The sequence below is a fragment of the Metamycoplasma equirhinis genome (assembly GCF_006385185.1).
GTDB lineage: Bacteria > Bacillota_I > Bacilli_A > Mycoplasmatales > Metamycoplasmataceae > Metamycoplasma > Metamycoplasma equirhinis.
In genome coordinates this window covers 16,990-40,459 of record NZ_VFIX01000004.1, presented here as the reverse complement: position 1 = coordinate 40,459, position 23,470 = coordinate 16,990, and the positions used below count along the sequence as shown (strand labels likewise).

Here is a 23,470-nt window from a genome sequence, read left to right as displayed (position 1 = left end):
ATACTTTAGTTATCGATTTTTATAATTTTGTTAATTGCTTCTGGATTATCCGGAAAATCTGAGCAAATGATATCATAATGCAATTCGACTAATCCTGTTTCATTATTGACCTCGAATCAAAATTTGAATTTATGTGCTCCACGATCGTAATTTGACATATTAGGTATTTTTAGATAAAAATATTTTTTAAATTCAGAATCGTGTCTAATATCATTACCAATATCTAATGATCTTTTATATTTTGCGGTTAGTTCAGTAATTTTTTCGCCAAGTTCTTTATTTGAAGCTTTACTATTTTTAGCTCTTTTAAAAACTACTTCATCGTGAATCTGTTTTAGTTGAGTGCTATTTAGTCTTTGCGCTGGTTTCGTGGCTTTAAATGGATTAACACATGCCGCTGAAAGAAAGGCGCCAGTGGAAACTAACGCACTTGATGATAGTAATAAAAATGTAAATTTTAATTTCTTTTTCATTTTGCTCTCCTTATATTATTTCAATATCTTGCAAATAATCTAAACCATCAAAAGCTATTGGTTTTTTAATAAATTTTTGATATATTTTTTTGTTGAAATTTTCAGATGATATTTCGTTTTCAAATGAAATAGTATATGAAATAATGTTATTTATTTCGTTTATTAAATTAATTGTATTTTCAAGTGGAAGAATTCGCAAATATTCTAGTAAAGCATTTTTAATTTTGTTTTCCTTATTTTCTAAAAAAATTTTAAATTGTGAAAAACTATTGTCTGAAAATTCAATTGATTTAGATTTTAAATGCTTAATTAAGTTTTTAGTTTCTAAATACGTGTTAGTTGAATCTGAAATTGTTTTGTAAATTATATTCATATAAAGCAACAAATTTGTGTTTGCGGAAATTATCTGATGGCTAATAAATTCTTCGGTATTTGCTCTTAATAAATTGAAATTATTCTCTTTATAGATTGATTTATTACTCAAAAAATATTCACGGTATTTTTCATAATTATCAATAATTACAAAATTTGGTTTAAGACGTATATTAATATCGTTAAATAATTTTGTCATTTTTGCAAGTTTATTATTTAGCTCATAATTAATTAAATTTGCCTGAATTGGAATATCAAATTCAATATCATTAACCTTTTTATTATTGGCGTAAAAATCATTTATTAATGAATTTAATGCAATAGAAATTTGATTTAAATTAAAAGGCTTTAATTTATTATCAATGCCACTATTGTCAATTTCATTTGCTCACTTTTTATTTTGAAATTGATAAATATTGTGTCAATTTTCTAAACTATTATTTTCGTAAGAAAATACAATCGGTTTTGAAATATTAACAAGTGCATCGCGTATAAAACTATAATTTAATCCGTTATTTTTAGCATTTATTTCTAAATCGGCCGGAGCTTGACTTAATCAAACATCTTTGTTTCCATTCAATAAGCCATAGTGATTAATTAAATTGTTAAATAATGATCTAAAAGCAAACGCTTTAGGGTTTTGGAGTTTTATTAATTCCAAATTTTCGTTAAGTTCGTTAATGTTTACACCATAGTATAATTGTGAAAATTCATCATTAAAATAATGTTTGGAATTTAAAGGTAAAAGATTATTAATGATTTTTGTATGTGGAAAATATTTTTCAATCCTTCGATCATAATTTATATTGTAGTTATGGTAATTTTTTAAAATTTCTTGGCGTTGATTGATGTTTAAATCATCAAAATTTAATGTTGAAACAATATTTTGTTTTATAGCATTATACATTTGACTTCCAAAAGTTTCATTTGGAACGGCCATTGGATTATATTTTAAAATAATTTCCTTTAGTGAACTATCGTTTGCATCATATGTTTCATTTTTAATTAGTTTTAACTCAATGTTTGAATTTTTTGAAATGTAATAATATGATGAATATAGCGTGTTTTTATAAGTTTGCCCATATTCAAAAAATCAATCAATGTTATTTTTGAAATTTTTATATTTTTCATTAATGTATTCAAATGGCAAAGCATCTGCATAATTTGTGTATATAAAAAAGCTTTTGAAAAAGTCCAATAAATTGATGTATTTGTTTTCTTGTGTTTTAAATTCCAAAAAATTACTATTAAAATCTAGCAATGTCTCAATATCTATACTGTAAGTTTCTAGATAGTCAACAAATTTTGAATTTTTAAATATGGTTGGATTATCTTTTATAAAAGATTGTTGCTTATTTGTTAAGGCAATATTTTTTTTCTTTAGCCAATTATTTCTAAAGCGCTCGTCTAATAAAAGTGACTTTAAAATACCTAATCTAAAATCATTTATTGTTACATTGCTATTGATACTATTTCCTTTATAATCTATTCATTTTTTTGAGTTTATATCGTTAACTTCAATTTTAAATCCATTTGAATTTGAAAGAGATTCGAAAAATAGTTGACTATTAATAGATTTTGTATTTTTGGAAGGAATAAATAAATAAGGTAAATTAAAACCGTTGCCTTTATCTTTCTTTGGATAAAATTTATTTATATCTTTTGGTTCATCGTTTTTATATGATATTTCATCAATAAGATAATTGTCAAAACTATTTACTTGAACGTGATTTGCAATTTTGCTATTAATGGTAATATTTTTTGCATATTCAAATTGATAAAATAATTCTGTGGGTTGTAAAACAATGTTGTCACGAAAATCAATAATTGGTTGTTTTTGAGATTTTAATCGAAATAGCTTGCTACCAGTTATAAGATTGATTTTGCGAATATTTTCAGATTGCGAATTATTTAACAAGTAACCAAAATTCCCAAAATCATTAGGCAAATTTGAATAATCTATAAAAATGTGATGATTTTTATTAAAGTTGTTTTTCTGGCATGAGGCCGAGATGGGAAACGAAAAAATAAGACACAATAACGGCAAAAATGCTAGAAATTTCTTTTTCATTTCTCCTCCTTAAGCTATATGTCCGTGGAATGACAGAATAATTATTGTTATAACAATTGCTGCTGCAAAAATTGCAAATGTCATATACAATGTTTTTGGATTTTGATTTCTAACGTGAATAAATTCTGGAATTAATTCAAATACTGCCATGAAAATTATAATTGAACCTGCTAGCGCGTATAATACAGGTAAAATTCATCTACTATCACGAATTTCTTTACCTAGAAAAGCTCCTAAAAACATAAATGGAATAATTAATGCAATTGTTAAAAGGTTATATAAAATTGCTTTTCATTTTTTTTGTCCATATTGAATTTGACGATAGTAGACAATAATAACTTCAAGAATAATGTGAATATTAAATGTTATTAGAAGCGGAATTATCGCCTTGTAATCTGTGCTTGAATATGTTAATGCAAAAACACCATATCCCAAAAATACACCATCAATAATTCTATGACTCATTAACATTATTATGGCCATTCAAGCCGCTTTGGGATTATCAATATCTTTAATTGAAATTAAGTGATCTGAGTGCCCATGCTCACTATGGTCACTATGAATATGTATATTTGTTTTTTTACTAATTTTAACGAAAATATATCTCCCTAAAATTACAATTATTAAACCAAGAAGTGAACTTGATCCTATTATTAATGCAAGTCAAGCATTGTATTGAAATTCACTAATTCCTAAGCTATGTATTCATCTTAAATTTAAGAAAGCCTCTTGCATAAATCCGATCGAACCGATCATTAAAAACATTCCGGTTGAAAACGCATATAAATAAATACTTTTTTTATCGCTTATTTTTGTTTTAAAAATTGATAAAAATAATTGCAATAATACGGGTACAGCAAGAATAATTAATACATAAATAATCAAGTTGGCAAATATTCTTAAATACAAATTATCTATTAATGATTCTTTAATAAACATACGCCCTCTTTTCTCGAAATAATTACTACATTATACAATATTTTTTTAATTCAAGTTAAATAAAAAATGATAAAATATAGATAAATATGAAAAAAAACCACATTTCAGCTAGTATTTTAGGTTTAGCGCCAATTGTCATATTAACACCAATTTTAATCGCTTGCACGCACAAAAAACAAGCTGTTTTTTTAGATATTTCTAAAATTTCTCGTGTTTTTTTGAATCGTTTAAGCATCGGTCAAATTGCATCTTTACACAATAGTGAAAAAATTTTTTATTCTTATGACAAAAAAAATCAAAAAATATACTTTGATTTAGCCTTTGTCAAGGATAATAAATTTTACTTAAAAAATGCAAGCGAAACCTTAGAATATAAATTTGATTTTCCAGTTCGCACAACTTGAAAACAGTCATTGAGTGAGTATAATAATATTAATATAGAAAATAGCACTGAAGAAAGCGATATTAATGATTTTCTAAACGAATATACTTTTGATGAAATTGATTCGGCAAATGATTTGAATGATGAATGATTTTCGGTTTTATCTGAAAAAAATAAACATGATTATAATCGGGAAGGCGATCCATACTTTGCTGATTTACAAACGATTATTTTTAGAGTAATTCAAGATATTGAATCAAATTACTCGACAATGAATCAACATTACATGAATAATGCGAAAAAATATAATAGTAAAAGAATAATATTTAATGATATTTTTGAAACTCAATATATTCAAGCGAAATCATGACTATCACCAGAACACAAAAGACAACGCGAATTATTTGAAAATATTTTAGTTTTGTATTTAAATAAATTTAACGTTAAGGTCAAAAAAATAATAATTGATTGACAAGATACTGAAATTAAAACATCATATTCGGGCGCAACTGATTACATTGCATTTAAAATAAAAGATATTTTGAATTGAGATAATCAATCAATAATGAATGAATCCAAAAAAAATATTAAATATTATATAAACAAATTTAGAAACTATTCAACAACACAAAAATTTGGTGTTGGTGAAACTTTAAAAATCAACTTACCACTATTTACTGATTACGTTTCTAATCCACTTTTATTTATTGATGGTAAAAAATATATAAATGTAGTTGATAATATTAACTATTTTATTAGTGGCGCCACTTCCTTTGATTTTTGAAACGCTAAAGGACTTATGTATTTTTTTCAAACGTTTAAAAATGAAATTTTTTATCTAGTTATCCCTGAAAGCAAAAAGGCTAGTGATAAAGAATATAAAATTATTGATTTTAAATATACGAAATATTTTAATACAAATCAATTATTGGAGGCTATTGTTAGAGTTTATAAAAAAGATGGTTCTTTTAAAGATTATTCGCTAATATCTTCTAACTTTGATGACCACGGTCATAGATTAAAGGGAATGATTTTTAATAATGTAAAAGAAAAAGATGTAAGAGTACAAGATATTTTTAGTTTCAATGTTAAAAAAGAAGATTCTCCGGAAGGAATTAAATTAAATGACTTTTTGCAAAAAGATGACGAAACTTCTGCATTTAGAACATTACTTGAAAAAGCCGGAAAACAACTCGAAAATTTATTTTCATATTGAGAAAATAATAGTAAATCTAATTTCGAAGCTGCGAAATTAGATACTGATTCATTCCAAGTCAAAGTTTTAGCATCGTATATTAATAATTATTTACTGGCATATGCTTTGGAAAACGAGGCACAAAAAATTCATAGTGGTGTTAAACGAATTGATGTTTCTGTAATTAAAGACAATAATCAACTAGGAAGAATCTATTTAAAGCTAGATTTTGTTTCATTTGCCAATGAAAATGATTTAAGTTTTAAATCTGAAGGCGAACAAAAATTGAAATCAGTTTACTTATATTGAAATGGTTTTAAAGGATATTCAGGCAATTTAAAAAACATTTTTACAATCGATAAAATAGAGGATAAATAAAATGAAACAAAAAAATAAATTATTATTTTCGAGCTTATTAATTTCTTCAGCATTTTTAACTGTACCAATTGTTTCTAGCGCTTGTAATATTAATAAAAACGAAGATAAAGAAAATAATTTAGATCTTGACGAATTTAAAGAAAATGATAAAAAAACAGAACATAAATTTAAAAATACACCTACTCAACAAATATATAAATTATACAAAGATGATTTAACTAATTTATTTAATAAAGTTAAAACAAGATATCGTAATTACCGAATAAATTATGTTTCTTTAAAGCGAAATGTAGAATCACTACGTAAAAAGCTCAAAGATTTAGCAAGTGAACAATCAATCGCTGAAAATGGTAGTAAAATTCGTGAATTTTACGAAAAATGAATTAATGATGAAATTAATACTATGGAGGATAATTGATTTGCAATTTACTTACTAAAATATTGTTTAATTTTTCAAGACGTAGACGCTGTTTTAGTTGATACAAATCTTGCCTTTGAAAATGAAGAATTTTTGAAACATTTAACAACTATTGACAAACGTTTATCGGGAATAAATATTGAACTAGCCGAAACCCAAAGAAGTCTTGAAGCCCTATGAAAATTTCTTAAAGCTCATATTTACGACCAAAATAAATTGACTAAAAAAGAAGATTTAGATAAAATCAATATTGAATCAGATAAAAATTCACATAGTCATTCGCATGCTATTGTTAATTTAACATATGAAATGGGACTATGGCATGAGGAATTTATAAAATATAATAAGACATTATATAATGATTTTAAAACTGCTTATGAAAAAATTTTACCTAATATAGTTGACAATATCAATCACATTGAATATAACAATAGTTTTAAAAATATTCAAAAAATTCTTGAAAAATCAGGAGATTGAACTGAAAATAACAATTTGGTTGAGCCGAGTTTTCGAGATGAATCACACACATTGCTCGAAAAAGTTAAAAAATTGATTTTGGAAATAGCTACTTTAGAAGGTATTAAAGACCAAATTGACTTATCATAATTTAACCAAATATCGCAATGATGTTTGGTTTTTTATTTAAAATATATGTTGAGATGAAAATATATAATTGAGACATTGAAAATAAATTACCAATTGATGATAATTTAATTATTTGTTTAGGTTCTTTTGAAACACTTCATATTGGCCATAATTCACTTTTTAAAATTGCAAGAGATTTACGTAATGAATCAAATACCCTAAAATTAGCGACGATAATATTTAAATCTCCAATAAAAAATGGCTTAGTCGCTAATAAAAAAGCTTTTCAATTGAAACCAAGATTATATACATTAGATAAATTAGGTTTCGAATATGTTTTTATTGTCGAAATGGATCAAAACAAGCTTAATTTGGATTATAAAAAATTCATTGACACGTTGCTTTTAAATAATGTTAAAAAAATTGTTTGTGGACAAGATTTTAAATTTGGTTTCATGAAAAAAGGTACACCTAAGATTCTAGCGAATTATTTTGATGTTAAAATTGCTGATGAAATTAAAGCAAATAAAGTCAAAATTTCTTCCTCATTAATCAATGAATTTATTAGCGAAGGTAATATTTCTGCAATAAATGAATTATTAATTGAAAATTATTCATTTATTACTTTTCTTGATCATTTTCGTTTTCAATATCCAAAAAATTTAAATAGACTAAAAAATGGTGTCTATATCGTTAATGTTGTAATAGAAAATATTGAATACCATGGTTTAGCATTAATAAACGAACAAGAAAATTCTGACCAAGAGGATGGCAATTTTCTAAATTTAATTTATTTATATGATTTAGAATTAATCCCTTCAAAATATAGCGAAACATTTATCGAATTTCTCCAAAAAATAAGACAAATTAATGATAAAAAGGAAATAAAATTTAAGCAAAGCGATATCCAAATTGGTTACCAGTGATTTATTGAAAATTAAAAATCAAAACATTGTAACGTGAAGTGCAACACTTGAAAAAAGTGTTTGCATTTTATATAAAAATAAATACATAAATTTATTAAAAAAACTGCAAGATAGACTATTACATTTCATAGTAAATTCTAAATTTTCATCTTTGAATTTGATTTTGAAAATTGCTAAAAAGTGTAAAAAAATTTAAATAATTTTTGATCAATATGCTGGATTTTTAAAAATTTGTGCTTTAAAAAACTATTATAATTTTTAATGTATAAAAAACATTTATTAATTTCAATTAACTAAAAAAATATTATTATCTTTTAAAAAATAGGTGTTAATTATACGTTTATATTTTGTGATCAAGAGGAATTTATGAAAATTTCAAAACGAAAAAAATTTTTAATTTCTATGGGTACATTTATGTCTATTTCACCCGTTGCAATTATCGCAGTTTCTTGCGATACAACTGCACAAAAGCAACTTAAAGAAGTAGAATCTAAACTTAAAAATTTAACTAAAGAGCTTGAAGAAACCAAGAAGGCTTTAGCTACTGAGGAAAAAAAATCTACTGATACTTCCGCTGAACTTGAGGCTAAAAAACAAGAATTAGCAAATAAGATTAAAGAACTTGAAAATAAAACTAAAGAATTAGAAAACGCTAAAAAAGGTATATTGCCAAAAAGCGAACCAAAAAACGATGAAGAAGTATCAATCACTTCTCGCGAATATGATATTATTAATCTTCATCCAGATTATGAAATTAAATCTGATTCAAAATTAAGAACATATACAACTGATAAAAAACCAGATGTTTTATATGTTGATATAGATGAAGCGATTGAAGATTTTAAAGGATACTTTGACGATCTTAAACAAAATCTTGACATAACGATTGATGAACAAAATAATCAAAAAATTTATCAATTCAAAAAATGAGGACAAAAATATAAAACAGAATATCAAATTACGGTAAATTGAGAATCTGATTATATTCACACCACGACATCAAACATTTTTTGATTTTTACTAGATCATTCTAAACGTAAAACCCGCCCAGGCGGATTTAGTAGTTACAATAGCTCTAAATCGTTTAATCAAAACGATGATAAAAAAGGCGTTTTATATAAATTAGGAAAATATGGCTTTGATATTTTATATAAAGATGGAAAAGTTTTATTACCGTTTTCAATTTTTAACACAATTTTTATGAGCCAAAATTTTGTTAACACGTATTTTAATGGAGAAAAAATTGTTACAGTTGCTGGGGGGATTGGCGTAAGTGCAAAATCTCCAAATGCAAATGAAGAAGTAAGAAAAAGTAATTTACAGACAAAAATTCAAACTACAAATCAAAGAAAATTGAATTACAATCATCTAACTTTTGTAATGGATCATTTCTATGGGTTGAAAGATTATAAACACATCAAATCATTTGATGAATATATAACTGCTGAAGGTTTAAAAGAAAAAATTCTTTCGACAGATCCGAAAATTTACAATCAAGCATATATTGATTTGTTCCACAAAAAACTAAATGAACTTCACACGAGAATGAATTCGTTTTCATATTATGAAAAAGATGAAAAAGTTGCAATTCCAACAGATTTTAGTGCTCGGGGAGAATTTTACAAAAAATTTTATACGCAAAGAGAAGAGCTAACAAAAAAATTTGAAGCTAAATACGGTGCAATTAAAGATTTACCAGCAGAAAAATATATAAGATATCATGGTAATACCGCAATTGTAACATTATTTGGTTTTAAAGACGGGACAGATGAACAAAAGAAAAGTCCAGATGCGTGGAAACATGATACATATTTTTTAATGCGTAAATTGATGAGAGAATTAAAGAAAAGACCGGAAATTAAAAATATTGTTTTAGATTTGGCAATTAATGGTGGTGGCTCGGTTTCTTCAATGTGTTCTGTTATGGGTTTTATGACTGATGAACCTATTTTAAATCGTGAATATGATATTTTAAACAGAAGACATGATCTCTCAGCTTATGATGTTGATACCGATGGTGTAAATGGAAGTGCATTTGATGCATATACACAATATAACTGAAATATTTTAGTTGGTATTAATACATTTTCTGCTGCCAACCAACTAACAAGCATTGTTAAAGAAATGGGAATAGCAAAAATCATCGGTCAAAAAACAGGCGGAGGTATGTCTGCCATTATGGCTAATGTTTTATCAGATGGAACAACAATTACAATTTCAGGACCTAATAATGCTGTATTTGGTCCACAAAAAGATCCAATTGAAGGTGGAGTTGAACCTGATATCAAATTAGATTATGAACACTTCTATGATGAAGCTAAAATTGACGAAATTATTAAGACAATTGAACCAACTGAAGCTCAAAAGAAATCAGAATTACTAAAGAGTATTTTTAACAAATTAAATATTTTAGAAGCAAACGGACACAAAGATACTCAACATCACATTGATTTTAAAAACTTGAACACACAAAAATCATTCAATGAATTAAAAAAAGATGTTGATGCTCTTGAAGCAAAAATTTGAGCAAATTCTATTTTTATAGATGCAAAACTCAATTCACTTGAAAGCGCAATTAAAGCATTAATAAAGGAATATGACAAATTAATTGGTAAGGTAACTGATCCCGCTAAAAAAACAGAGTTAGAATCACAAAAGACAAATCTTGACACTAAATTATTAGCAACAAAAGCAGCAAAAACAAAAGAAAATTTAATTGAACTCGAAAAATTATTCGCTAAATTAGAAATTGAATTAATTAAACTAGAAAACTAATGCCCAATTGTGGCGTAAAGTGCAACACTTAAAAAAAGTGTTTGCATTTTTATAATAAATTTATGGAAATTAATTCTTTTAATAATAAACAAATTCTTAACCTAAAATTAAAAATACGAAACACATTATTGTACTTCGTATTACATTCTAGGGCTTTATTTGAAAAATCCTTTATCTCTTAATTTAAAGTAAGGTCCATCTTCTGTTACAGGAAGGCAAATTTCATTTGCGACGTTTTTAGTTTTATCTTCTCCGTTTCCCATAGCAATGCCAAGCCCAACTTCTTTTAGCATTTCATTATCGTTTTCAGAATCGCCAAAAGCAACCATTTCTTTTAGGGAAATGCCCAAAAAATCTCCTAAAATTTTTAAACCTGTTGCTTTTGTTATGCCTTTAGCTGAAATAAATATTCCGCCGGTTCATTCGGCTAAAATTCACATATCCATATCATTTTCATTAAAAAAATCTGTTAATGCAAGCGCTAATTCATGTGGTGTAGACGAGCTAATTGTTATTAAATAATTTTTATCATTTTTTTCCTCAAATTGTTTTTCGGATATAAATTTATCTTTATATGGGCGATAAAATCAATGATCAATATTAAATAAATCATTATAATATCCTCATTTATTTCCGACAAAAGAAAATGGCAAATTATATTTTTCGGCATATTCTCTAAATTTTACAAAGTCCTTATATTCGATAGTTTTTTCAAAGACATATTCTCCAGTTTTTAAGTCCAAAATAAATGTACCGTTAGCTCCGACAAAATAGTCAACATAAGGGTTGTCAATTTGTTTTCCAACAGTAAAAATATCTCTTCCTGAGCATAAAACGTTAATATATTTTTTCTTTTTTAATTTTCGAAACATTTCTTTCATTCTAGGTGTTAATTCATCGACGCCAAAAGGAAGCAAAGTTCCGTCAATATCAAAAACAATCATTTTATAATTTTTCATATTATTTTTCCTTTGTTAATATTTTTTCTATTCTATTGAAAAAAATTTTTTTAAAATTAAATTTATCATTTTCATTATTTGCTCATCCAATGACTTCATTTTCATAGCAAAAAATGGCCTCTTTAAATTTAGATAGTTCATTATTTACTATTAATTTTTTATTTTTATAAATACTAATTAAATCATTATTCTTTATGCTAATAACCGGTAAAGAAAATAACAATTCTAAATCATTAATTTTTTCATAGGATATATCGCTATTAATTTCCAAATTTCCAATTTTAGTTCGTTTTAATGAATTTACAATCGCATCAGTTTTTAACAACTTGCCAATATCATGAATTAATGATCTTATATATGTTCCTTTCGAAACAGTTGTTTTGATCGCAAATGTTTGGTTTTTTTGGTCAAAATAAGTCAATTCTAAAGATAAAATTTCAATTTTGCAAGGTTTCAATGAAATGTTTTGGTTTGATCTTGCTAACTTATAACTTCTAACACCATTCACTTTTTTAGCTGAGAAAATTGGTGGAATTTGGTATTTTTGTTCTTTTATCGTTTTTAAAGCCTCTAGCAATTTATCTTTTGTAATGACGATAGGACAAGCTATATCATAAATTTCTGTGCCTTCATCATAACTTTCAGAAAATTTGTTCAATGTTGCTGTAACTTCATATTCTTTAGTTTCATTAGAAATCAACGATAAAGCTTTTGTATCATCGTTAGTTGCTACTAATAGCAAACCTTCAGCGAGCGGATCTAGTGTACCTGCATGGCCTATTTTTTTAATTTGATTATCTCTGGCAAAATTTTTTATGGCTAAAAAAGAAGAAACACCACGTCTTTTGTATATTTTATAAAACACTATTTCTCCTTTCGTTTGGGTATTTTATTATATAATAATAAAAACAAATTACTTTATTTTTTTAATAAATTTGTATATAATAATAAATGCAATTGCCGTCATAGCTCAGGGGCAGAGCACTTCCATGGTAAGGAAGGGGTCGTTGGTTCAATTCCAATTGACGGCACCATTTCAAGTAATTGACCCAACACGCTATTGAGCGTGTTTTTAAAATAAAAAAATGCCGGAAACGGCATCAAATTTCATAATAATGATATGGCACGGGTAGCAAGACTCGAACTCACAACACACGGGGTTGAAGCCCGTTGTTCTACCATTGAACTATACCCGTATAACAACCGATAAATATTTTACAATAATATCATTATTTATTAACTTTTTTTTCAAATAACTCTACTATATCATTTACGGTTTTTAATTTAACTAATTCTTCATCGGTCACAGTGATATTGTGTTTTTCTTCGAGATCACTTACTAATATTACTAAATCTAAACTATCAATGTTTAAGTCTTTTATATTTGACTCAAGAGTAAATTTTGCTTTTGTTAATTTTTTTATTTCTTTAAAAATTAATTCTTCAACATTCATAATTAAAAATTATAACTTATTTGTTGAGATCTTATAAGTTATGGCGGTTTTTTCAATGCTATTTTTTCAGATGAAAGATATTAAAACAGTTTGATCGTCAATAATTTTATAAGCATATTTGATTTCACCATCTAATATTGTTGCTCGGTTGATAATATCTTTTATGATGTTAACTATCATTTCTTCATCAATTCATGCTTGTCCATTTCTAAAATTTAACATATTATAGTAGTTAGAACTTTTAATATCTGGGAAAATGTTTTTTCATGGGATTTCTTTTAATTGTTTTTTATTACTTTCATTATTAGATAATTGATCTGATTTACTCTCATTTTCTAAATTAGGAACATCGTTTTTATTTTTTATTGAGTTATTTTCCGTTTTACCCTTTTTATTTTTAAGAACAACAAAAGTAGCTACGGATGCTGCGATTCCAGAAGCACCAATAACGCCAAACAAAATTCCATAAAAAATTTTTTTTCGTAACATTATTTCTCCCCAATTTTTTCAATTTCTTTTAAAGTTTTTGCTTTATTAATAATTTCTTCAATATTATTTAATTTTATTGTGTGCCATTTTTCTTTAGTGAGTCAACCGCTAATTTTCTTTAAATTTAAATTAATCAAACCATCTAATTCTGAAAACAAAGGTTTTGGAATGAATTGATTATATATAATTGAAAAATTCTTTAAATTTTCACCAAATGTTATATCTAAATTTTCACTTAAATTGCCACTAAAATTAGGTGGAATGATTAGACCTTGTTTTGCTGAAAAATCATTAGGCGATACAATTACAGAATTTACTTTCTTATCAAAATATGAATATGAATCTATCGTAATTGATTTATTATCATCTCATGGATTGTATCGCAATGAAATGTTTCCCTTTACATTCGGAATATCAATTCTTCCAATAATGTTTAAACCATAGACATCACTTTGATTAATAGTTTGACTTATATCCCCTTTGCTATTAGCTTTAATAATGGAGAAATCAAATATTTTTGTATTATGTAATCCCTGTTTTAAAATTTTAGGTTTAAAGTGAAAACTTATATATTCTCGATTCTCATGATGCTCGGTTATAGTCAAATTTTTTTCATTTGAAAATGAACTAATTTCCATAATAGTTAAGAGATTAATATTTGCTCCATTTGTATCAACTTTTATAACCTTATTATTTTTTATATGATTTAAATAATATGTATAACCTTCAGCTTGGTATCAAGTATTTCCGATTTTGTATTTAACCTCAAAATCAATATTTAATATTTGATTAAATAAAAGTTTATTAATTTCCGAATTTTTTTCACTAATGAAACTAAAAATATATGTACCATCTAAAGCTCTTAGTTTATTAAATTCCACTTTTTTATTATTTATCGCAACTTCAACATTAATGTCGTTAATTTCATAATGAAAATTTAAATGTGAAAATTCTATAATAAATTTATCACTTTGAAGTAAGCGCCTAATTTTTAGTTTTGTTAACTGTCCTTTATTTGTAAAATTTGGTAAATATATATTTCGATTTGCTTTTACATAAAAATTTTCTAATCAAAACGGTGTAGCTTTGTTATTTATTTGTGAATTTTGCCGAATTTCACTATAATTTAAAGGACTTAATATCATTGATAAACCCTATAAATAAATTAACTAGAAAATTCAATTTTTTATAATAAAAATTCTTTGAATAATAATTTAAATATCAATTACTATTAGTGTTATTGTTTATAAATTCTTCTGTAAAAATTTTCTTTCCGTCGTTATCTAGTGCTTTTAAAAAGATGTCAATAAACGATAGATTAGGATTGTTCGACACATTATTTTTTATTTTTGCTAAAATACAAAACTTGCTAATAAATTCTCGCTTGGCTTGCAAACTTAATTGTGTAATATTGTTTTTGTTTTCTAATTCCATTTTTCTCCTTAACCCAATTAAAACTAAAAAGCTAAAAAAAATCAAAAAATTGATACTACTGAAAAATGTATTTATAATATAAATAACAATTTAGAAAGTATTAATTGGAGAGAATATGCCTAATTCGATAAAATTGCAAAAATATATGAGTGACTGTGGTTTTTGCTCTCGTCGTGAATCAGAAAAATTAATCTTGCAAGGAAAAGTCTTTGTTAACGAAGAATTAGCAACAATTGGTCAACGAATTTTAATAACAGATAAAGTTAAAGTTAACAACAGTATACTTAAATTAGAAAATAAGAAACTTTATATTTTGCTAAACAAGCCAAAAAATACAATTTGTACGCTAGATGATCCGCAAAAAAGAAAAACAATATATGACCATATTAAAATAAATAAATATCTTTTTTCTGTAGGGAGATTAGATTTTAATACAACAGGGGTAATTTTAATAACCAATGATGGCGAATTGGCAAACAAGTTAGCTCATCCATCATCAAAAATTGAACGTCAATATCTAGTTGAACTTGAAAAAAAATTATCTCAAGATAAATTAGAATTTTTGAATTCAAAAAATGTAAAACTTAACGGAAAAATATCAAAACAAAAAGTTACAAAAATTTCCGAAACAAAGTATTTAATTTCGCTTTACGAAGGTAGAAATCATCACGTTAAAAATTTATTTCTTTTAGTCGAAAATTATGTAAAAAAATTGCATCGAAAATCATATGGATTTTTAACCGACGAAAATTTAAAAATTGGCGAATTTCGCCAATTAACTGAAACTGAAATTTCTATGTTAAAAAATATAACAAATATTAAATAATTAAAATTTCAGTTTAATATTGAATTATTTTTTAGCTTTTTCAATAATGCTTAAAATTTTATTATGAATTAATTCTATGTTTAAATTTGTTAAATAATTTAAATCATTTTTATTAGCACTATATTTAAATTTGTTTATTCCAATGTTAAATCTAGCATATTTACTTCAACCAAAAGTCGATTGATTTTCAAACGATATGGCGAAATTTTTATCATATTTTAAAAATCTTAAATTATTTATATTTGATGCAGAAATTAAAGATATTTTATATCTTTTAGCAAATTCATAAATTACTTCAAGATCAGCGCCACTTGAAATTATAGTGTGCGTATTTTCCTTGTTTTCTCATAGATAATAGGCGCCAGTTTTAAAATTGCTTTTAGATGTTTCCTCAAATTTAGGCATTATTTTTTGATTAACTTCTATTAAAACGGATTTATTTGTATTATTTAAATAATATTCAAATGCGCCACGAAGTTCATTTTCATCACAAGGTCTCAATATTTCAAAATCACTGATAGTTCTAAGCGCTGCTAGTTGATCAACATTCAAATTTATACTACTATTAATTCCAAAATTCTCGTTTGAAATAATAAATGCAATTTTTAAATTTAATGCAAGTGCAAGTTTGATACTTTGAATAGCGAGATGAGCATATTCAGTTGCTAAAAAAACAAATGGTCTTATGTTAGAATGGGCCGCCAATCCGCAAGCAATATTCGTTAATGCAAGCTCTCTTTTTCCGGTTAACAAACCTCTTGCAATTAAATTATTTGCGGCATATATACCGTTCAAATAATGAATGTTTGCAAGTGAATTTAACTCAGTAGAAGCCACAAAAATATTTTCATATTTACTTGCAAGGTTATTAATAATTGAATATGATGCTTCTAAATATGAACAATTATTTTTAAGTTTTAGGTCGTTAGTGTTTTCTTTAATTTCATCGTTTAAAAAATTGGTTAATTCATCTGAGTTTGTTCAATGGTTAAATTTTTTATGATTTTTTTCAAAAACTTCTTTATAAGCTTCAATAACTTCGGGATATGAATCAAACATATTCGTTTTTTGAAAATATGATTTTTCTTTAATTTCTTCTAAAGTGTTTTTGCTTAAAAATTTTGTTTTATTAGAAGCTAATTCCTCTTTATAAATTCCCTCTTGAATTGAGGTTTTAATTTCAATAAAGCAAGGTTTCTTTGTTTTTTTAGCAATCGAAATTATTTTGGCAATTGCTTTTGCGTTTGCATCTTTTATTAAAAAGTATTTAAAGTTTAATGCTTCGTATTTTTTTTGATTATCTTGGTAACTGTTTAAATTTGCTGCCTTTATTGAATTTGAGTCATAAAGTACAATTAAATTTTCCAAACAGTTTAGGCCAATGTATTCAAGCGCTTCTTGAGCGGCGCCGGTTTCAATATCGCTTTTTGTACAAATTACATAAGTAAAATGATTAGCTTCTGGATATTTTTTAGCAATATTCGATTGCGCGATTGCTAATCCAGCTGCATATCCAATGTTTTGCCCATATGATGTTGGTAAGAAATCAAAACCAGTTTTTTTATCGAATGTTACTATATTTTCATTACATGAATTTTCAAATTCTTTTTCTGATATTTTTCCTAAAATTTTTAGCGTTGCATAATATAGATGTAAGTGCTCTTTGGAAGAAATTACAACTCTGTCTCTCGCAATTCAATTAGGATTTTCCAAATCAAATTTTAAATGATAGAAAAATAAAGCATGAAAAATTTTAGCAGAGGAAATTGTAACTGTGGGGTTACCGTTTTTTGCTTTTGCAATTAATGCAAGTGCATTTATTTTTAAATTATCAACCGAGAGTTGATCGATGAGTTTTCTTTTCATTTAGTAAACTCCCTTAAAAACTAAATTAATATTTGTTGGTTTGGTATTAATTAATGAATTGATTTTTTGCTCAATTAAGAAAAGAATTTTCTTAGTTTCGAACGCGAAATTATTCAAAGATTTTATTTGATATGTCAAATTTATTTCAATATTTGAATGTTGCATGTTGGGATTAATTTGCAAATTGTTGATTTTTATTTCATTATCATCGTTTTCAAATATTTGATTAATTGATTTTTTAATTGTTTCAATATCAACTTGAAATGTAAAATTCATTTTTGTGTTAACGAAAATATAATTCATAACTATGCTCGACCTACATATTTACCAGTTTCAGTTGAGATTGAAATAACTTCACCTTCCTTGATAAATAAGGGTGTTTCAACTATATATCCAGTTTCAACTGTAACTTTCTTTTGTGCAGCCTGAGCAGTATTTCCTTTAACAGCATCTGGGGATTCGGTAACTAGTAAATTTACGTTTACAGGTAATTCAATATCCAAAACTTCTTGTTCAAATTTTCTTACCAAAACTTTTTGTCCCTCTTTCAAAAAGTTTAACTCTCATTTTAAATTTTCAACAGGAATTTCAATTTGTTCAAATGTTTCTTGATCCATTAAAATAACCACTTCACCAGCGTTATATAAATAATCCATATTTACTTTGTCAATCATAGCTTTTTCAACTTTTTCACCACCTGTAAATGATTTAATTGTAGTTGATCCTGTGCGCAAGTCTTTAACTTTAACTTTTACGTTAGCTTGTCCTCTTCCTTGTTTTGAATGTTGTGCTTCTAAAACAACATAAATATTGCCTTCTAATTGAAATGTTGTGCCCGATTTTAAATCGTTTACATTAATCATTTTTTTCTCCTTAATATATAAAATATAAATAAAAAAGTCTCGTTTTATTAATACAATTAGAAATTATAAAGGTTTTTATGGCAATTAGATATATATCTAATAACTTTTATAATTAAAGATATAAAAATAATTAAAAGTGTTTAAAATTAAATTATTAGTATTAATAATAATATGGAGATTAATAATGGAATTAACTATTAAAAAACAAAAAGAATATGCAACTTTTATAAAAAAGATGGTTACTTGGCTAAAACAAAAAGTGGAATTTTCTAATTCAAAGGGAATTTCTTTGGGAATTTCAGGGGGAATTGATAGTGCCACATTAGCAAAAATTTTGTATAAATATTTTCCTAATAACTCGCATTTTTATTACATTAAAACAAAAGACGATCCTATTAATGAATCACATATAAATTTGCTTAATTTACAACTAGACAATCGCATTCAAATAATTGATTTAACTAATGAATTTGAATTACTAAAAACCAAGTTAAAATTACAAGAAAAAGTTACGATAGCAAATTTAAAATCTCGTTTCATTATGGCAACATTATATTCACAAAGCCAAGAAAATAAAACTCTTGTTTTGGGAACTGATAATTATGATGAATACTATTTAGGGTATTTTACTAAATATGGCGATGGTGGTTGCGATCTGCTTCCTTTTGCCAACATTAAAAAATCAGATGTTTATATTCTTGCCAACTTATTTGATGTGCCAAATGAAATTATTAATAAAAGGCCTTCGGCTGATTTAATTGAAAATCAGTATGATGAAGAAGAACTTGGCTTTAGCTATATTGAATTTGAAAAATGACTAATTGATAAAAATACCGTATCAAAAGATATAAACCAAAAAATTATTAATCTTCATAAAACAAGCGAACACAAAAGAAAACTAATTCCTAGGGGCCCAAAAATAAAATAAACTCCCCCTACCGGGAGCAAAATTATTCATTTATTATTCAATTATCAAATGTAAATTCAAGTTCTTGCTCAGTTAATATTATTGGATTTACGAACAATTTCACTTTTCCATTTTTTCTGTCAAATATAGGAGAGTGAATATTTTTGGAAAAACTTAAATTTTTAAGCGAACAATTTTCTGATAAATTAGATTTAATAATTCCTTTAATATTTCCATGAAAATCTAATGGGATTCAAAAACCCGGATCCCCATTTTCGTTATCAATAATAAATGAACTAAATTTTTTTGAAAATTTATATTTTTCGTTAATGTAGTATCGATAAACATACTCATTTGGTTTATTTTTCTGCAATTTACTATACAAAATAAAATCTTTTTGCGAAAAATCATTTTCAAACCATAGATTTGAAAATAGCGGTAATTTTTTTTCGTCACTATGAAAAGTTGGAATTTTGTTTTCGTTATTAGAATATATTTGTGTTTTTGAATATGCTATCTCATTTCATCCGTTATATTGTGTTAAATCACTGAAATTTATTTCAGTTTGGGATTTGATTATCTCCATTATCGAAGGAAATTTTGATAGTTCAAAATTATAACTTTGATTAGTAATTCTAAAATTGATTGCTTTAATATCATTTATTTTTATAATTTTATCCAAAACATTTGCTATGGAATTTGTGCTATTATAATTATATTTTAAGTTAACATCAACGCCAATTCGATAAGCTATATAATCTCTGCGACTAGTAAACGCACGAATTTCAATTTTATTTAAATCTTTGAATAGAATTTTCTCGCCGTTAAAAAATTTTTCAATATTAAAAATAAAATAATCGCCAATTTGTTTAGAAAGATCAAATGATATTTCCTTACCGTTAATTTTAATGTATTTAGTTTCACCGAAATAAAGCGCGTGAAAAATCTTAATTTTTATCAATGCGCTATTATCTATTTCGTTTTTTGTGATGCTTAATTCAATTGGATATTTATCTAACGCTGAATTGCTAAAAATTTGTTTTATTTTTGAAGATATTAACCCGTTTTTTTTATTTACATAATATGCACAAGGAACTATTACGCATTTCATATCTTCACTAAATGAAATTTGTTGTTTAGAATTAGTATATTTTTGAACTATAGTTGGCTCGTTAACAAACATTTTATGGTTTCTATATTTTTGTTTGTCTTTGATTTTGCAATATTTTAAAACGTAACATGCAAAAATCATAAAAAGCTAAAAAATATTGTAAGTTTATTTTATATATTTTATTTTCATTTGATAGTTTCATAATTTCCCTTTTTTGTCTAACTTGGTTAGACATTTAAACTACACCAAATTTATTAAAATTTTTATTTATTTTGAAACTTACAATCTTTCTTATTTTATAAATAAAAGAATTCAAAGTATCATTATTTTTATGCGATCAATCAAAATATTGCTAAAAATAATTGTTTTAATTTTCGATAATACGTTGCTTTAGAAAAACAAAAATTATTTCACTTTAAGCTAAAACCTGAGTCGGTTTTAAATAGTTTATTGTAGATGATTCTTAAATCTGCATCTAGCGAAAATTCAAATAAATCGATTAATTTTCGTTGTACTTTTATAAATATAGATTTTAAATTCATTAATTTGTCTTTATTTGCGATAAAAGGATATTTCTTTATATCTTCAATTTTAATCGCTGTTTTCTTATTTATTAATTCTTTATATTGTGCTAACTCTTTATTTTTTTCTAATGTTTTTCTCATTTTCCTCCATATTTTTTTATACAACATTTTTTTTGCTTTAAAAAGAAAATATGAAAATATTGTGAAAAAACCAGATTTTTTTACCTTTTCTTTCTTATTTTAAGAATAAAAAAGAAATTATAGTTTTTCGCTATAACTTCTAAATCCGTTTTTATATATTACAAATTTCAATTATTAAAGATACTTTTCAGGATGTTCTTCTTTCATTTTCTTAAGAAATTCTTCTTTGTCAAGTTTTCCATATTTTTCCATTAATTCGCAACATTCATTATATTCGTTTTCAGCTCATTCAATATCTTCAAAACCGGTCACTTGGGTTACATTTTTGCCTTTAAATTCTTTATAAGTAGTAAAAAAATTTCTTACACTAACAAGTCACATTTGATCAATGTCTTTTAATGATTTAATATGGTCCAAACGATAATCATCAGCGTGAACGGCAATTAATTTAGTATCAGTTTCACCTGAATCAATCATTTTCATTGCTCCAATAACTCTAGCTTCAAGAGAAGTACCCGGTAAAAACGATTCGCTTGAATAAACTAAAACATCTAACTCATCGCCGTCTCAATCAAGTGCTTCTGCGATGTATCCATAATTTGTTGGATATTTAAAATCACCACGTAAAATTCTATCTACTTTAATTTTGTTTGTTTTACGGTCATATTCATATTTGATTTTTGAATCTTTACTAATTTCAATATTTACTTCAATTTTTTTCATATTCAAATTTTAGCATTTTTTATTTATTTCCAAGTTTTTCGCTATTTTTTCGCTTAATTAAAATTTGTAAATATTTATCACTTAAACTAAATTGTGGAGGAAAGAATGAAAATATATTTATATGGAAAAATAATGCACGTTAACACAAATTATTTAATTTTAGATCATAACGGTGAGGGCGAATTAATATATGTTCCTAATATTTCAAGATTTGAAAAAGACCAAGTTAAAAAAATTTTTATATCTAATGTTACAAATGAATATACTAATACCACTTATGGATTTGATTGCTTCAAGGAAATGGTTATTTTTGAAGATTTAATTGCGTTACAAGGCTTGGGGCCTAAAACAGCTATTGCGATATTAAATCTGGGATGAGAAAATGTATTAAATTATATAGCAACTGAAGATTGTAATTCGCTAATGAAAGTTAGTTATGTTTCACAAAGAATAGCAAATAATATTATTTATAACTATAAAGAAAAATATCAAAAATTTTTATCAAAACTAAGCGAGGATGAAATTTCAAAATTTAAAAATAAAATATCAGAATCCAATGCTCAATCGCAATTTGAAGAAACAATGAAAATGCTCGGTTTTAAATCACAACAAATTAAATATGCATTAGAAAATATGAAATTAACCGAAAATATTGAAGAATGCGTTGAAAACGCAATAAAAATAATTGGTAGTAAAGCAAATGAAGCAAGAATTTAGAATTAATTCTTTTGATGATTTTATAGGACAGAACAAAATAACTTCAACTCTAAAAATAATGATTTCGTCAGCAAGAGAGCAAAAACGAATCATTGACCATTTACTATTTTATGGACCGCCTGGATTAGGGAAAACTAGTTTGGCTAAAATAATAAGCAAAGAAGTAGGAGCTAATATAGTTTATGTCCAGGGACCTTTAATTGAGAAAAAAAGTGACATCTTAACAATTTTTTCTTCAATTCAAGAAAATGATATAATTTTCATCGATGAAATACACAGTATCAACAAGAATGTTGAGGAACTTTTATATTCTGCAATGGAGGATAAAGTTCTTGACGTAACTATTGGTCCCGAAGGTGATAAACGTATAATGCGTCTTAAATTAAAGAATTTCTCATTAATTGGCGCAACTACAAAATTTAATTTACTATCCAAACCTTTAAAGGATCGATTTGGATATATCGGAAAATTACAAGCGTATTCAAATGAAGAAATTGAAAAGGTTATTGTTAATTCTGCTGTTCGAAATTTAATTAAAATTGACGAAAAAGCTATTGAAAAAATCGCAAGTTGTTCACGGCAAACGCCAAGAATTGCTAATAACTTACTAAAAAGAGTTAATGATTTTTGTATTTTCAAAAAAGAAAAAATTATTACTGAAAAAATTGTAAAAAATGCCTTTGATTATTTAGAAATATACCCATTAGGACTATATAACACGCAAATACAGTATCTTTTAACATTGCATACTGTTTTTGTTGATAAATTTGCTTCGATTGACGCAATCTCTTCAATAACAAAAGATGATAGATATTCAATAATGAATGAGATTGAACCATTACTTTTAATCAATAAATTAATTGAAAAATCTCCTAGAGGGAGAAAGATAACTAGTGATGGCTTAAAATACTTAGCAACAGTACATTTAATTTAATTAAACGC

The 23,470-nt window shown here is 25.6% G+C and carries 24 protein-coding genes and 2 tRNA genes; 9 read left to right on the top strand and 17 right to left on the bottom strand.

The window, feature by feature from the left end:
• Nucleotides 1–5: 5 nt before the first annotated feature.
• The 3 genes from FJM08_RS01690 to FJM08_RS07765 are packed head-to-tail and all read right to left on the bottom strand — an operon-like array spanning nucleotide 6 to nucleotide 3,855.
• Nucleotides 6–473 carry a hypothetical protein gene (locus FJM08_RS01690; RefSeq protein WP_140031484.1) on the bottom strand — a complete coding sequence of 156 codons (468 nt, stop codon included), beginning with the start codon at nucleotides 471–473 and terminating at the stop codon, nucleotides 6–8.
• A 10-nt stretch (nucleotides 474–483) separates the two neighbouring features.
• Nucleotides 484–2,916: an OppA family ABC transporter substrate-binding lipoprotein gene (locus FJM08_RS07770; protein ID WP_140031483.1), complete on the bottom strand. Its 2,433-nt coding sequence runs from the start codon at nucleotides 2,914–2,916 to the stop codon at nucleotides 484–486.
• Between the two features lie 9 nt (nucleotides 2,917–2,925).
• Entirely contained in the window at nucleotides 2,926–3,855 is a 930-nt protein-coding gene (locus tag FJM08_RS07765) for a ZIP family metal transporter (protein WP_140031482.1), read from the bottom strand.
• 86 nt (nucleotides 3,856–3,941) lie between these two features.
• Between FJM08_RS07765 and FJM08_RS07760 the strand changes: the two genes are divergently transcribed.
• The 4 genes from FJM08_RS07760 to FJM08_RS07750 all read left to right on the top strand — a co-directional run bounded on the left by FJM08_RS07760 (nucleotide 3,942) and on the right by FJM08_RS07750 (nucleotide 10,514).
• Nucleotides 3,942–5,810 (top strand): MAG3240 family lipoprotein, encoded by a 1,869-nt coding sequence (locus tag FJM08_RS07760; RefSeq protein WP_140031481.1) that lies wholly within the window; start codon nucleotides 3,942–3,944, stop codon nucleotides 5,808–5,810.
• Nucleotide 5,811: 1 nt separating this feature from the next.
• On the top strand, nucleotides 5,812–6,834 hold the full coding sequence (locus tag FJM08_RS07755; protein WP_140031480.1) for an HxHSH motif-containing lipoprotein: 1,023 nt from the start codon (nucleotides 5,812–5,814) through the stop codon (nucleotides 6,832–6,834).
• 53 nt (nucleotides 6,835–6,887) lie between these two features.
• Nucleotides 6,888–7,754, top strand: a complete 867-nt coding sequence (locus tag FJM08_RS01665) for an FAD synthase (RefSeq protein ID WP_140031479.1) — start codon at nucleotides 6,888–6,890, stop codon at nucleotides 7,752–7,754.
• Between the two features lie 351 nt (nucleotides 7,755–8,105).
• Nucleotides 8,106–10,514 (top strand): S41 family peptidase, encoded by a 2,409-nt coding sequence (locus FJM08_RS07750; RefSeq protein WP_140031478.1) that lies wholly within the window; start codon nucleotides 8,106–8,108, stop codon nucleotides 10,512–10,514.
• A 155-nt stretch (nucleotides 10,515–10,669) separates the two neighbouring features.
• On the opposite strand, the gene FJM08_RS07745 is transcribed toward FJM08_RS07750, so the two are convergent.
• Nucleotides 10,670–11,473 (bottom strand): YcsE-related riboflavin metabolism phosphatase, encoded by an 804-nt coding sequence (locus FJM08_RS07745; protein WP_140031477.1) that lies wholly within the window; start codon nucleotides 11,471–11,473, stop codon nucleotides 10,670–10,672.
• A 1-nt stretch (nucleotide 11,474) separates the two neighbouring features.
• Nucleotides 11,475–12,338 (bottom strand): tRNA pseudouridine(55) synthase, encoded by an 864-nt coding sequence (locus tag FJM08_RS01650; RefSeq protein WP_140031476.1) that lies wholly within the window; start codon nucleotides 12,336–12,338, stop codon nucleotides 11,475–11,477.
• Between the two features lie 94 nt (nucleotides 12,339–12,432).
• On the opposite strand from FJM08_RS01650, the gene FJM08_RS01645 reads away from it, so the two are divergent.
• Nucleotides 12,433–12,507, top strand: a tRNA-Thr gene (locus FJM08_RS01645).
• Between the two features lie 87 nt (nucleotides 12,508–12,594).
• Here FJM08_RS01645 and FJM08_RS07740 read toward each other — a convergent pair.
• The 5 genes from FJM08_RS07740 to FJM08_RS01620 form a co-directional block, all read right to left on the bottom strand.
• A tRNA-Trp gene (locus FJM08_RS07740) sits at nucleotides 12,595–12,669 on the bottom strand.
• A 33-nt stretch (nucleotides 12,670–12,702) separates the two neighbouring features.
• Nucleotides 12,703–12,927, bottom strand: a complete 225-nt coding sequence (locus tag FJM08_RS01635; protein WP_140031475.1) for an acyl carrier protein — start codon at nucleotides 12,925–12,927, stop codon at nucleotides 12,703–12,705.
• A gap of 9 nt (nucleotides 12,928–12,936) precedes the next feature.
• Nucleotides 12,937–13,416, bottom strand: coding sequence for an MHO_1590 family protein (locus FJM08_RS07735; RefSeq protein ID WP_140031474.1), 480 nt, complete (start codon nucleotides 13,414–13,416; stop codon nucleotides 12,937–12,939).
• Nucleotides 13,416–14,561 (bottom strand): MHO_1580 family protein, encoded by a 1,146-nt coding sequence (locus tag FJM08_RS07730; protein ID WP_140031473.1) that lies wholly within the window; start codon nucleotides 14,559–14,561, stop codon nucleotides 13,416–13,418. Before FJM08_RS07730 ends, FJM08_RS07735 begins: the two co-directional genes overlap by 1 nt.
• A complete protein-coding gene (locus FJM08_RS01620) occupies nucleotides 14,536–14,850 on the bottom strand; it encodes an MG284/MPN403 family protein (protein ID WP_140031472.1) in 315 nt (104 codons plus the stop codon). The genes FJM08_RS07730 and FJM08_RS01620 overlap by 26 nt, the downstream gene beginning before the upstream one ends.
• Nucleotides 14,851–14,965: 115 nt before the next feature.
• On the opposite strand from FJM08_RS01620, the gene FJM08_RS01615 reads away from it, so the two are divergent.
• Nucleotides 14,966–15,676 carry a pseudouridine synthase gene (locus tag FJM08_RS01615; protein WP_140031471.1) on the top strand — a complete coding sequence of 237 codons (711 nt, stop codon included), beginning with the start codon at nucleotides 14,966–14,968 and terminating at the stop codon, nucleotides 15,674–15,676.
• A 24-nt stretch (nucleotides 15,677–15,700) separates the two neighbouring features.
• Here FJM08_RS01615 and FJM08_RS07725 read toward each other — a convergent pair whose 3' ends face one another.
• Genes FJM08_RS07725 through efp form a run of 3 tightly spaced genes read right to left on the bottom strand, consistent with a single transcriptional unit; the run spans nucleotide 15,701 to nucleotide 18,405 of the window.
• A complete protein-coding gene (locus tag FJM08_RS07725; RefSeq protein ID WP_140031470.1) occupies nucleotides 15,701–17,542 on the bottom strand; it encodes a thiamine pyrophosphate-binding protein in 1,842 nt (613 codons plus the stop codon).
• On the bottom strand, nucleotides 17,543–17,845 hold the full coding sequence (locus FJM08_RS01605; RefSeq protein WP_140031469.1) for an MMB_0454 family protein: 303 nt from the start codon (nucleotides 17,843–17,845) through the stop codon (nucleotides 17,543–17,545).
• A gap of 2 nt (nucleotides 17,846–17,847) precedes the next feature.
• Nucleotides 17,848–18,405 carry an elongation factor P gene (efp, locus tag FJM08_RS07720; RefSeq protein WP_140031468.1) on the bottom strand — a complete coding sequence of 186 codons (558 nt, stop codon included), beginning with the start codon at nucleotides 18,403–18,405 and terminating at the stop codon, nucleotides 17,848–17,850.
• Between the two features lie 184 nt (nucleotides 18,406–18,589).
• Between efp and nadE the strand changes: the two genes are divergently transcribed.
• Nucleotides 18,590–19,333: an NAD(+) synthase gene (gene nadE, locus FJM08_RS01595; protein ID WP_140031467.1), complete on the top strand. Its 744-nt coding sequence runs from the start codon at nucleotides 18,590–18,592 to the stop codon at nucleotides 19,331–19,333.
• A 22-nt stretch (nucleotides 19,334–19,355) separates the two neighbouring features.
• Here the strand turns inward: nadE and FJM08_RS07715 are convergent, their stop codons facing one another.
• From FJM08_RS07715 to FJM08_RS07705, 4 genes are all read right to left on the bottom strand, one after another.
• On the bottom strand, nucleotides 19,356–20,495 hold the full coding sequence (locus FJM08_RS07715; protein ID WP_140031466.1) for an MHO_1580 family protein: 1,140 nt from the start codon (nucleotides 20,493–20,495) through the stop codon (nucleotides 19,356–19,358).
• Nucleotides 20,496–20,505: 10 nt separating this feature from the next.
• The gene (locus FJM08_RS07710) at nucleotides 20,506–20,658 is read right to left on the bottom strand and encodes a hypothetical protein (protein WP_170177181.1); all 153 of its coding nucleotides are present in this window, start codon (nucleotides 20,656–20,658) and stop codon (nucleotides 20,506–20,508) included.
• A 94-nt stretch (nucleotides 20,659–20,752) separates the two neighbouring features.
• Nucleotides 20,753–21,088, bottom strand: coding sequence for a hypothetical protein (locus FJM08_RS01585; protein WP_140031465.1), 336 nt, complete (start codon nucleotides 21,086–21,088; stop codon nucleotides 20,753–20,755).
• Nucleotides 21,089–21,262: 174 nt separating this feature from the next.
• Entirely contained in the window at nucleotides 21,263–21,811 is a 549-nt protein-coding gene (locus FJM08_RS07705; RefSeq protein ID WP_140031464.1) for an inorganic diphosphatase, read from the bottom strand.
• A 105-nt stretch (nucleotides 21,812–21,916) separates the two neighbouring features.
• Here FJM08_RS07705 and ruvA point away from each other — a divergent pair, with 105 nt between their 5' ends.
• Nucleotides 21,917–22,528: a Holliday junction branch migration protein RuvA gene (ruvA, locus tag FJM08_RS07700; RefSeq protein ID WP_140031463.1), complete on the top strand. Its 612-nt coding sequence runs from the start codon at nucleotides 21,917–21,919 to the stop codon at nucleotides 22,526–22,528.
• Nucleotides 22,512–23,462: a Holliday junction branch migration DNA helicase RuvB gene (ruvB, locus tag FJM08_RS01570; protein WP_140031462.1), complete on the top strand. Its 951-nt coding sequence runs from the start codon at nucleotides 22,512–22,514 to the stop codon at nucleotides 23,460–23,462. Before ruvA ends, ruvB begins: the two co-directional genes overlap by 17 nt.
• Nucleotides 23,463–23,470 lie beyond the last annotated feature (8 nt).